We start from the raw sequence: 10,300 nt of genomic DNA, 5'->3' as shown, positions 1-10,300 counted from the left end.
GCTTATATATGCAAGTAAATTAGTTGAAGAAATTACAGAAGAGTTTGAATTAGATTTTAGTGATAGAACATCCATTACATTTCATGATGTTGAGTATATTGATGAAGAAAATATTTGTATAGCTATAATAAAGATAAAAAAGTAAATAAAAATAGTAAAAGGATGACTAAGTCCTTTTACTATTCTCCAAATAAAAAAAAAGCATAGCATCAACCTGACCTCATCTAATAAAAATGTAAATATATTTCAATAATTTATATTAATAATTACAAAAATAGTAGGGAGTTAGGGAGTGATAATTAAGGGAGGTGTATACAAATGGAAGAATGTGATTATAGCATAATAATTAAAATATTATCCAGTGTAATAATGAAAGATCTTATAAAAGAAAATGAAGATGCTGTAACCCAAGCAGAAGAAAGTAAAGTTATAGTAGGTAGTAACTTAGTGAAATAGAGAGATTTTCAATCATATATTATATATTTGAATCTAATTGTCATAAAAGATTAGGAGGTATGAAAATATGCACAATAAGAGATTAGCAATGTATGTAAGAGTATCAACAGAAGAGCAAGCTATAGAAGGATATTCAATACAAGCACAATTAAATAAAATAAGGCAAATAGAAGAATTAAAAGGTAATATTATTGTACGGGAATATATAGATAGAGGGATAAGTGGTAAAAATATTGAAAATAGACCTGAACTAAAAAGACTATTAAAAGACCTACCTAGTGGTGAATTTGATGAAGTAGTGGTTTGGAAGCTTAACAGACTATCAAGAAAGCAGCTAGATTTACTAAAAATAATTGAAGAATTTAATAAATACGATATAGGATTTAGGTCAGTTACGGAAAGTTTTGATACATCAACATCAACAGGAAAATTGATGATGGGGTTTTTAGGAATTTTAGGAGAGTTCGAAAGAGAACAGCTAGTAGAAAATGTTAAAATGGGTATGACTCAAAGAGCAAAAGAAGGGAAATTTAATGGAGGAGTAGTTTTAGGTTATAAAAGTATAAGATTAAATGATAACGATAAACAGAAAGAACTTATAGTTGTAGAAGAAGAAGCTATAATTGTAAAAATGATATTCAATATGTATGCACAAGGAAAAGGATATAAGCATATAGCAAGCAAATTAAATAAATTAGGATATAAAACAAAGAGAGGTAAAGAATTTTCAATAACATCAATCAAAACAGTATTACTTAATCCTATTTATATTGGGAAAATAAGGTTTAATAGATATGTTGATTATTCTAAAAAGAGAAAAAAAGGAAGACAAGAAGATTTCATTTTAGCAGATGGAGTTCATGAACCAATAATTGATGTAGACCTGTGGGAGCAGGTGCAACATATATTTAAGAAGAGAAAAAGTAAAACTAAAAGAGGTTTTACAGGAAGCTATATATTATCAGGAGTACTTAAATGTCCAGCTTGTGGAGCACCAATGGTCAGTTCGAAAACAGTGAATAAATTAAAAGATGGAACAAGAAAAGAAATAAGATATTATGTCTGTGGTAACTATAAAAATAAAGGGACATCAGTATGTAGATCTAATGGGATAAGAGCTAGTGTAGCAGAGGAATATGTATTAAATAGGTTAAAAGAAGTTTTAAATAAAGAGCAAATATTAAAAGATATTGTTAAAAACATAAATAAAATTAAAAAAGAAAAGATAAAACCATTAGAAGAAGAACAAAATAGACTGAATAGAGAATTAAAATCAATAGACACTAAAAAGAATAAACTATTTTCACTATTTGAAGAAGAGATAATATCAAAACAGAATTTATCGGATAGGTTAAAAGCGATTGAAGCAGAAGAAGGAACTATAAAAGTGCATTTGGAAGAACTGAAAAAAGAGTTATCCTATAATACTTCTGGAGAAATAACTTATAATAGAATAGCTGAAACTATGAATAAATTTAATGAATTATTATTAAAAGTCGATAATGAAGATAAGAAAATGCTTATACAAATGATTATTAGCAAAATAACATTAACTGATAATAAAAAAATAGATTCTATAGAATTACATTTTAATAAGAATTTAGATAGCCTATTACAAAGTAAAGAGGGGTCTTCCAACAATAAGGAAGACTCCTCTTTTATTGATTTTAAAATTGCAATATAGGTTAGATTAAGTTAAAATAAATGATATTTAGTTTAACTTTAATAAAATAATTAAATTTATAAAAATAGTGCAATTTTAGCTTAGATATTAGATACCAGTAGTAGCTGCTGTTTTTAAATAAGACTAGAATAAATAGCAGTAACTGCTATTGTAGCTGTAGATAAAAAAATTAAGATAGACAAAGATATAGAAGTAGAGCAAATCATAAATGATAAAATAACAAAGGGATTAGACAATAGTAGCTCAGAAGAAGATCCTTCTTAATTTGTAAAAAGTATACTTGAAAATTTCAATAAAATACTAGAAGAGTTACAGCCATAGAAATTTATAAAAAACTATCCGCTAAGATTTAAGTAAGTGGTTTTGTTTTCAATCTTTACAGGTAGTTTTTTATAAATCTAAACTTTTAAAAACAAATTAAAAAAGTAAATTATATATACGTTTAATTATATACCAATTGTTTCTAGAATATCATTAGCATTATTGTTATTAATTTCAATCAATTTACCCACTAAATAATAAGCTGCACCTGATGTGAAAGATAAGGAAAAAATAGTAATGAATATTATTAATTTTACTTGAAATTTAACGTTATCAACAAAAAAATGAGTTTTTCTTAATATGAATTCCGATATTTTACCTTGTTTAACCAAAAATGAATTAAGTGCAAATATGTGAATCAATAATATCAGCATATATATATTAGGTATCATCATTGTAAGGAAGCCAATTAAATAATAAAGAGCTTTTAACAGGATATTTATATCTCCATTTATTATTGTAGATTGATAGGACATAAAAAAAATAGTAGCAGCATCTGATATAATAAGAAATACCATTATGGATATCCAAAGTTGATTGAGTCTATCTAAATTATCATTTCTATATAATAGAATTGTTAGAGTTGTAACACTTACAAATGCAAACAATGTTAATATTGCAAACCAATACATTATTTGAGAATGGAATTTAGAATAAATAGAAACAGCAGTAAGACCTACAAATGCAAATAGAAATAAATCATCATCTGTTGATTTTGATTGTGAATATTTGTGGTTTTGATTATGGTTTCTTTTTATAGATTTTTGTTTAGGATTTTGAGTATAAGTGTTATTATTTAGGACTGAGACTTGAACTAATTGTTGTTGTACTATATAAATCACATTTTTCACAGAGGTATTGTTATGTATAGGTACATCATTTTTCTTTTTAGTAATAAGAAGAGGTAGTATAATTCCAAGAATTAGAAAAATAGTGCTAATTATTATTGAATCTTTATTAACTGTAATAAAACTAACTAACCACATTAGAACACCTCCTATTTATTGCTATATTCGACAATATTTTGAATAATCCTTTTTAAGACGATAAATTATTATAAAAAATGGAAGTTATATAAAAATTTAATTGATATTGGCTAACAATATGTTTGTAAAAATGGTGAATTAAAAATAGTATTTTATGAGAACTACATTACATAAGGATTATAAAGTTACAAATTTATAAAAATATAGGAACTAAGTATATTCAAGTTTAGCACGTTTAAAATATTAGGAAGATAAGGAGGAAATTTAATGTCAAAAATTGAGATTGATAGATTAGAAATTAGTGATAAAGTATCTTTAAGTGTTTATAATGAAATGATTTCTATAAATATAGAAGGTACAAATAAATTGGCATTTGTAAACTATACAGATGAACTGTTTGAAATAATTAAAAAAGCTAGATTTCGTGTTCCTAATACGCCAGAAAAAATTAAAAATTATAAGTATCCTTATTCAAATACGTATAAAAAAACACTACACCAGATTGTTTACGATTACTATTTTGGGGAAGATTATAGAAAAAAAGCTTATGAACTAGGATATATTATTGAGCATTTAGACAATAATGGGTTTAACTGCAATATCTCTAATCTATTTATTTTAAAAAAGATAAAGAATACATATAAAGGCTGGAACTTTGATAAGGAGGTAAAAAAATCATTACCAACTATAGCTCTAAGGATTTATCATATTATACAAAACAAAACATTTCAAATCACTATCGCTTTTAATAAGGCATTTGTGAATGAGGCTTCTGGCAAATCACTTGATAGAATAAAGTTACTATATGATTATAACTATGAAATTGTTTTGCAAGATGCTGAACAAATGCTTGAATCAATAGTAGAAACAAATCATATCAACTTTGATGAATGGAAAAAATTATATAGGTATGAAGATATTAGAAAAAGTTTTGAGGAGGAAATAGAACTTACAGAGGAAGAAAAAAATCAAGGCTTTGGAACCCTAATCTTTAGGGATGGAAAGGCATATATTTTAGTGGGTGAATCAGAAGAATCAGTTGGTTTTGTTACTTCAATTCCATATGATGAAAATTGGGATTTTAAATAAATTAGTATGTAAATAATCAATAAATAGCCAAATATTCGTTACTATTAAAATATTAGAAATGTAGATGTTGCATAAAGGGTTGATAAAAAAACCGCTATTTAAATATGTACGGTGAACCTTATCACAAATAAGTGAGGTTTTTTAGTTGGAAACTAAACAAAAACCTTATCTTTCTTGTATTTTCAAGAAAGGTAAGGTTTTTGTTTAGTTACAATTAATATTTATCAAATCATAGGTAAGTAAAAATATGGTGTTTCACAAATGTGGTGAAAAAGATTATATAAATCTTATTGAATAATCTTTAAAGAAAGTGATATAATATATACAGAACATATGTTCTGAAAAGGGAGTAAAAACATCTCAAGCTTTATATAAAAAAAGTCATAGGAATGATTCTAAAATAAAAAATAATAGTATGAAGGTTAAATGCAATACTTTACAAAAATCGTTCATATGGTAAAATAAATAAATAAGTTTATTTATTTACTTAGAATGGAGGTCATGTATTGTCAAGAATTAGTTTCGGCGAATATTTTAAGAAACTTAGACTTTCTAAGGATAAAACACAAGAAGAGATAGCTAATTATATTGGAAAACACAAAATGTTAATTAGTGGTATAGAACATGGAAAGAACAATCCACCAAAAGAAGAAGATTTAAAAAAAATAGCTTTTGAATTAAATCTAGATGAAGAAGAAAGGATGATTCTATTTCAAATAGCAGCATATGACAGAGGAACACTACCTAATGAAATGGTAGAATATATAATTGATAATGATATAGTATTTGAATTAATAAAAACTGTCAAAGATAATCAATTTAATACTCAACAAATAAAAAAGTTAATTGATTTTTGTAATGAAAAAGTAAAATGATTTATTTCACTAAAGAATGGAGAAAAAAATGATGAAAGTATTATCGCTATTCGCAAATATAGGTGTAGCTGAAGCATATCTCGATGATATTGGTTTTGAAGTGGCTTTAGCAAATGAAATTGATAAAAAAAGAGCTGATATTTACTCATATATATATCCTAATACAGAAATGATTTGTGGAGATATAACTGATGAAAAAGTAATGGATAATATTTGCAAAAAATCTAAAGAACATGGCATTGATATTATAATAGCAACTCCACCATGCCAAGGAATGAGTACAGCAGGAAAGATGGGAGAAAATGATACAAGAAATGAATTAATCAAATATGCAGTTAAAGCTATAATGGAAATAAAGCCAAAATATGTAATGTTAGAGAATGTTCCCAAACAAATGACTACAAAGATTAATTATGAAGGCAATATGATATTGATACCAGAATATCTAAAAAAATCATTAAGCGAAGAATATTGGATTGATTCTAAAGTAATTAATATATGCAATTATAGTGTACCACAATCAAGAGAAAGAGCAATCTTTCTATTATCGAGGAAAGACCAAGAAAAAATGTGGGAAATACCATCACCAGAATCTAAAGTAAGAACATTAGAAGATGCTATTGGACACTTACCTCGCTTAGACCCACTTATAAAGGATATTAATTATGAAGAACACTTAAATATATTCCCAGATTATGAAAAAAACAAAAAGATAGCATTAACATACTCACCATGGCATACACCACCATCTCATATTTATAGACAAGTTAATGCAATGATGCATACACCTACAGGTGAAACAGCATTCAATAATAGTAAGTTAGAATATAGACCATTAAAAAAGAATGGTGAGCCAGTACGAGGATATAAAAATACTTATAAACGTCAAAAGTGGAATGAACCAGCATACACTATAACGATGTATAACAGGACTATTAGTTCACAAAATAATGTACATCCTGGTAGATTTGTAGGAATAGATGATAATGGAGACGAGATGTATTCAGATCCAAGAGTGTTAACTTTATATGAAATAATGTTAGTTATGAGTCTACCTGAAAAATGGAATATTCCTAAAAATAGTTCTGAAAGCTATATGAGGTCAGTCATTGGGGAAGGAATACCTCCATTATTCGTAAAAAAATTATTTAATCAATTAATTTAGAAGAGGAGATTGGAATGTTAAAAGGATTATCACTATTTGCAAATGTAGGTATAGCAGAAGCATACTTAGAGAGTATAGGAGTAAATATACTTGTTGCTAATGAAATTGATGAGAATAGATCAAAATTTTACCAACATGTATATCCTAAGACTAACATGATCGTTGGGGATATTACGAATGAAACCATAAGAACTACAGTTATAAATGAAGCTAAAGAAAAGGAAATTGATTTTATAATAGCGACACCGCCATGCCAAGGAATGAGTATTGCAGGAAAAATGAAAGATTTTGATGAGAGAAATCAGTTGATATATTATGCAATTGATGTAATTAAGAGAGTTAAACCTAAATTTGTTTTATTAGAGAATGTTCCAATGCAATTAAGGACAAAGATAAAAGTTGGTGAAAAAATACTACTCATACCAGAGTATATAAAATCAGAACTTAGCGGATTATATAATTTTAACAATGAAACACTTGTGAAAGCTATGGATTATGGAGTCCCACAGATGAGACAACGTAATATATTTTTGTTATGTAGGAAAGATACCAAAATGCATTGGGAATTTCCTGAGAAAAAGAAAATTATTACATTAAAGGAAGCCTTAAAAGAAGTACCGTCTTTAGATCCTAGATTAAGAGAAGGGGAAGAATTAACATTAAAAAAATTCCCTAGTTATTTAAATAAGAAGGAAGAAGGGGAAAAAATATCTAAATGGCACTTCCCTCCAACACATTCATGGAGAATGGTTGAATGGATGACGCATACACCGAGTGGATGTACTGCATTTGATAATGAAATATATTATCCTCAAAAGTCGGGGGGGGTAAGGATTAAAGGACACTATAATCATTATAGGAGGTTAGATTGGAATAAGCCATCCAGAACAATAACACAAAATAATGGTGTGATATCTTCATTAGCATGTGTACATCCAGGTCATTTAATTTCAGATGATGGTACAGAAGAAGGTAGAATATACTCAGACCCGAGAGTATTTTCTATTTATGAGTTAATGATAGTAACTTCGTTACCACTGAATTGGAATATACCTGAGTGGGCAAAAGAAAGCTTCATTCGAAAGGTTATAGGGGAGGGAATACCTTCTTTATTAGTAAAAGAAATTGTACTAGAATTAGTGAAAAAATTAAGGGATTAGTTATAATAGAGTAACAATAAACTATAGACTGGAATATTGTTTTTTCATATTGATATCTATATATACACAAACCTTATATTTGATGATATACTTTAGGCATCAAATATAAGAGGGGTGGTATTATGGGAAAACTAATTATACCAAAACATAGTGCTGATGTTGAAGAATGTATGTATGCACTTCAAGTTTATTATGAAAACAAAGATTTATGGATTAAAAATGATAAGTATAAAGAAAGATTAAAAGAGTTGATTGGAGACCATCATGATAAATCAGCTTATACTAAAAAAGCACAAGTGCCTGCATACTATGGTTTTATCGAATGGGAGAAATTTGGAAACAAAAGATCACCTAGAAGGATAACAGAGAAAGGTATAGAATTTTTTGAGGCATACCAAAGTAATGATTATGATAGACAGATAGAAATAATAATAGATTCTCTTGAAAATATTAAATTTGGTAGAGAAAATTATGGATCGTGTGATAGTGACTCAGATATAGAGCCTCCAAATCTAAAAATACGAGCTATTTTAGACTTGGATTATATTACTGTACAAGAATTCGCATGCTTATTATGTTTAATGTCAGAACATGAATATAATTATGTACAAGGTATAAATTACATTAGAACATCTCGAAAAATGCATAATTTAGAAATGCCTTCAGGAGTTAAATCAGATTACACAGATCCTAAAAGTATATTAATACTAGAAAGATGGGGAATACTAGAAAGTGTAGAGAAAAAGGATAACTCAAAAGCATATAAAATATCTAGTTCGATTAAAACTAAGTTTTATAATAGATTAGTCAATTTAGATATATATAACTCTAAAATAGCTTCAATTAATTCAAGTATAAAAGATAGGTTAGTACAAGAAGATATTGAAGGATTAGAGCAAAATTACATCATAAGTCTAGATAAAACTGAGGATTTATCTTCTGATAAAGTAAAAAAAGATACTATTAATAATAGGAAGCCTGAAGAAATATCCACTAAACAAGGAAGAAGATATAAAACTGATGATAGAGTAGTAAAAACTGCTATTTCAGAGTGTGAATATAAGTGTTGCTATGATAAAGACCATCCTTTATTTAAAAGAAAGAATGGTACAAATTATGTAGAGGGACATCATATAATACCTATGGCAGCACAAAAAAATTTTAAAATTAATATAGATAGAACAGAAAATGTAGTGGCATTATGTCCATTTTGTCACAAGGCTATACATCTTGGTGAGGATGAGATAGTTAAAGATATTCTATATAAAATTTTTACAAGTAGAAAAAGTATATTAAGTAATATAGGCATAGATATTACTTTTGAGGAGTTACTTAGTAATTACTATTAAAAAATAAAATAAGAATAAAGAACTTGTATAATATTAACATGTTATGGAAAAATGATTAGGTTATTAGTTATAGATATTTGAAGCCTAAGGAAGTAATAAAATGATTACTTTCTTAGGCTATTTTTATTTAGAAGAGAGGAGAACGTTATGACAAGCATAGAAAAAAGTACTATAAGAACAGAAGCTTGCTTTTCAAAAGATAGGTTACATAGATACATTTTAAGAAAAGAGTGGGATAAAAATAAAAAGAAAGCTATGATAGTTATGATTAATCCAAGTTATGCAGATGAACTGCTAATGGACTATACTACAATGTATGTAATAAATAATCTTTTAAAACTAGGATTTGGAGTAGTAGAAATAGCAAATATATTCTCTAGGATAGATATAAAAATAAATGTTAAAGACAGTATAGAGGAATTTAATGACAAAGAAAATGACAGGCATATATTAAAAGCTGCTGCTAAAGCAGATTACATAATCATAGCTTGGGGTAAGGCTGGAGAGAAGAATAAAAAAATTCAAGAAAGACAGAAAAAAGTCCTTGAATTATTAAAAGAATATAATGATAGATTATATATTATACAAGATAAATTAGGTAGAGGAGGATATCATCCATTAGCACCGCATATAAGATTTAATTGGAAACTTAAAAAGATTGATATTAAAGATTAGTCCAAGAAAGTAATGAAAACAACAAATTACTTTCTTGGGCTTTTATATTTTATAAAAAGGAGAGATGAACAATGATAAAAATATCCAATGTAAAGGAAACTGAAAACTTAAATTTACCAAAAGAAGTAGTAGAAGTAATTGAATCGGTAGCATCTATACTAGATAGTGAGTACGGAGAAGATAGGGATGTAGAAGGAGGTAATGGGGGTTATATTTTAGTAATTGAAGCTAAAGAGGATTTTGAAAAACTAAAGGAAATTTACATTGATGTAGATGATATTATTCCAGAATACGTTGATAAAATAACTGTAGCAGGAGGAGAAGATTACACTAATTCTTTGATTCTGTGTAATGATGATTTTGGAATATCTCTAGTAATTCCAATGACACTAACTCCTAAAATACTACTAGAGAACATGGAATAGACTAAAGTAGCGACAGTAGAATCAAAAAAGGTAAAGTGGATAGATAGAATGAGTAAAAATCAAAGAAAGAGAGTAGATGTAGTAAGTGTAAAACTTTGCAAAGAAAGCAGTATTT

At 27.2% G+C, this 10,300-nt stretch carries 10 protein-coding genes; 9 read left to right on the top strand and 1 reads right to left on the bottom strand.

Annotation, left to right across the window (positions count from 1 at the left end; translation table 11 throughout):
* Positions 1-318 precede the first annotated feature (318 nt).
* Positions 319-456 (top strand): hypothetical protein, encoded by a 138-nt coding sequence (locus tag N4A48_RS14865; protein ID WP_293667236.1) that lies wholly within the window; start codon positions 319-321, stop codon positions 454-456.
* 67 nt (positions 457-523) lie between these two features.
* Entirely contained in the window at positions 524-2,140 is a 1,617-nt protein-coding gene (locus N4A48_RS14860) for a recombinase family protein (protein WP_293667234.1), read from the top strand.
* 446 nt (positions 2,141-2,586) lie between these two features.
* Here N4A48_RS14860 and N4A48_RS14855 read toward each other — a convergent pair whose 3' ends face one another.
* A complete protein-coding gene (locus N4A48_RS14855; RefSeq protein ID WP_293667232.1) occupies positions 2,587-3,447 on the bottom strand; it encodes a hypothetical protein in 861 nt (286 codons plus the stop codon).
* A gap of 267 nt (positions 3,448-3,714) precedes the next feature.
* On the opposite strand from N4A48_RS14855, the gene N4A48_RS14850 reads away from it, so the two are divergent.
* The 7 genes from N4A48_RS14850 (at position 3,715) to N4A48_RS14820 (ending at position 10,185) form a co-directional block, all read left to right on the top strand.
* Positions 3,715-4,536 (top strand): hypothetical protein, encoded by an 822-nt coding sequence (locus N4A48_RS14850; RefSeq protein ID WP_293667230.1) that lies wholly within the window; start codon positions 3,715-3,717, stop codon positions 4,534-4,536.
* 506 nt (positions 4,537-5,042) lie between these two features.
* On the top strand, positions 5,043-5,411 hold the full coding sequence (locus tag N4A48_RS14845) for a helix-turn-helix domain-containing protein (RefSeq protein WP_293667228.1): 369 nt from the start codon (positions 5,043-5,045) through the stop codon (positions 5,409-5,411).
* 28 nt (positions 5,412-5,439) lie between these two features.
* A complete protein-coding gene (locus tag N4A48_RS14840; protein WP_293667226.1) occupies positions 5,440-6,576 on the top strand; it encodes a DNA cytosine methyltransferase in 1,137 nt (378 codons plus the stop codon).
* A 14-nt stretch (positions 6,577-6,590) separates the two neighbouring features.
* Positions 6,591-7,736, top strand: a complete 1,146-nt coding sequence (locus N4A48_RS14835) for a DNA cytosine methyltransferase (protein WP_293667224.1) — start codon at positions 6,591-6,593, stop codon at positions 7,734-7,736.
* Positions 7,737-7,858: 122 nt separating this feature from the next.
* On the top strand, positions 7,859-9,085 hold the full coding sequence (locus tag N4A48_RS14830; RefSeq protein WP_293667222.1) for an HNH endonuclease: 1,227 nt from the start codon (positions 7,859-7,861) through the stop codon (positions 9,083-9,085).
* 147 nt (positions 9,086-9,232) lie between these two features.
* Positions 9,233-9,760: a DUF1643 domain-containing protein gene (locus N4A48_RS14825; RefSeq protein ID WP_293667220.1), complete on the top strand. Its 528-nt coding sequence runs from the start codon at positions 9,233-9,235 to the stop codon at positions 9,758-9,760.
* Positions 9,761-9,831: 71 nt separating this feature from the next.
* Positions 9,832-10,185, top strand: a complete 354-nt coding sequence (locus N4A48_RS14820; RefSeq protein WP_293667218.1) for a hypothetical protein — start codon at positions 9,832-9,834, stop codon at positions 10,183-10,185.
* Positions 10,186-10,300 lie beyond the last annotated feature (115 nt).

The organism is Tepidibacter sp. (assembly GCF_025210165.1).
Classification (GTDB): Bacteria; Bacillota; Clostridia; order Peptostreptococcales; family Peptostreptococcaceae; genus Tepidibacter_A.
This window is presented reverse-complemented; position numbering and strand designations above follow the sequence as displayed.

Bases quoted from the DNA above. Each gene is read 5' to 3' on its own strand.
- N4A48_RS14865 (WP_293667236.1), top strand. From the start codon at position 319: ATGGAAGAATGTGATTATAGCATAATAATTAAAATATTATCCAGTGTA.
- N4A48_RS14860 (WP_293667234.1), top strand. From the start codon at position 524: ATGCACAATAAGAGATTAGCAATGTATGTAAGAGTATCAACAGAAGAG.
- N4A48_RS14855 (WP_293667232.1), bottom strand. From the start codon at position 3,447: ATGTGGTTAGTTAGTTTTATTACAGTTAATAAAGATTCAATAATAATT.
- N4A48_RS14850 (WP_293667230.1), top strand. From the start codon at position 3,715: ATGTCAAAAATTGAGATTGATAGATTAGAAATTAGTGATAAAGTATCT.
- N4A48_RS14840 (WP_293667226.1), top strand. From the start codon at position 5,440: ATGATGAAAGTATTATCGCTATTCGCAAATATAGGTGTAGCTGAAGCA.
- N4A48_RS14835 (WP_293667224.1), top strand. From the start codon at position 6,591: ATGTTAAAAGGATTATCACTATTTGCAAATGTAGGTATAGCAGAAGCA.
- N4A48_RS14830 (WP_293667222.1), top strand. From the start codon at position 7,859: ATGGGAAAACTAATTATACCAAAACATAGTGCTGATGTTGAAGAATGT.
- N4A48_RS14825 (WP_293667220.1), top strand. From the start codon at position 9,233: ATGACAAGCATAGAAAAAAGTACTATAAGAACAGAAGCTTGCTTTTCA.
- N4A48_RS14820 (WP_293667218.1), top strand. From the start codon at position 9,832: ATGATAAAAATATCCAATGTAAAGGAAACTGAAAACTTAAATTTACCA.